This is a genomic window from Pseudomonas sp. NFACC45 (genome assembly GCF_900113505.1).
In the GTDB taxonomy this organism is placed as follows: Bacteria; Pseudomonadota; Gammaproteobacteria; order Pseudomonadales; family Pseudomonadaceae; genus Aquipseudomonas; species Aquipseudomonas tehranensis.
On record NZ_FOPO01000031.1, the window covers coordinates 1 to 1,170 of the forward strand.

Consider the following 1,170-nt stretch of genomic DNA (forward strand, 5'->3'; position numbering starts at 1 on the left):
CTGCGCGTGGCCCAGCGCAACCAGCGCGACTATCACGCGGCCACCGGCCAATGGCTGCCGATTCTGCGCCTGGACCTGGCTGGGGCCGAGGGGGCGGTGTTCGGTTTCAATTTGCAGGAGCAACTGTATGTCGGCTATGAGGTAGCCCAGCGGCTCAATGCCCGGTATTTCGATACGGCGATGACCTGCCCGGACGGCAGGGCATCGTTTTATTGTAATGGCGTGGTGTTGCGAGGGACTGATGCAACCGAGGCGTACCAATCCTGGAATCCCAGTCCGATCTCCCAAGGTAATAACGGCGTTTCCACGACCTATATCAGGGCCGACTCGCAAGTCCTGAAACCGGTCTGGCGCCAGGGATTCATCTTTAAGGAATGGGCCGCCCCTGCTGCTTACCCATTGACAATGGGCTGTGCTTACCCGGTCGATGCCGGGACTTCCAACCTGGCTGAAGCCTGTTCATCCCATGGTGTCTGTCAGCAGATGGGGCTCGACAACGTGGATGCCTGGATGGCCCGCTATGGCGGTCATCCCTACGTGTCCTGTAGTTTTTTACCGACCCCGGAGCAGATCCAGCAGACCATCGATATCCGTGTACGCCTGGGGGACAGGGATTGGAACGAATTCATGGTCAGAACCTGGCCGCAGGACATTCCCGAGCAACTACCGATCGATGCGGTGTTTTATGGCGAAGCGCTTTTTCCCGGTAACGGCCCCGTGGGCTCTCGTTATCTGCAGGACGACTACTTCAAGGAAACGGGGCGATTCTTGCCCATCGTCGAACTGCGCCTGGATACGCCGGACGCTCAGATATTCAGATTCACCCCCGAAGATCAATGTCTGGAGAGCAGTTGTCCAGCTCCTCAGGTAGCCGCTCCCGGCAGACAGCGCTTTGGTCCGAGACTGGAGCAGTATCTTGATCCGTAATGGCATTGCTCTATTCAATAGCGATACCTATCTGTGCGTATTCGGGGCTCCGCATGATTTTATGAATCTCGTTCCAGGAGAGACTTCCATGAAACTGCGCTTTTTGTTTGGCAAGCTCCTGTCTTTGGTGTTGATTCTGCTGTTCTTGCCGGTTCAGGCCGCCACTGGGCCGGAAATCGCTCAACTGCTCAACAGCCGCTACCGAGCTACCCCGCAGGAATGTCCCGGCAACCATGCGGCGTA

1 pseudogene is annotated in these 1,170 nt (G+C 57.3%); it reads left to right on the forward strand.

What is annotated here, in order from left to right:
• Positions 1-927, forward strand: a pseudogene (locus BM132_RS28570) (hypothetical protein); the annotation flags it as partial.
• Positions 928-1,170 lie beyond the last annotated feature (243 nt).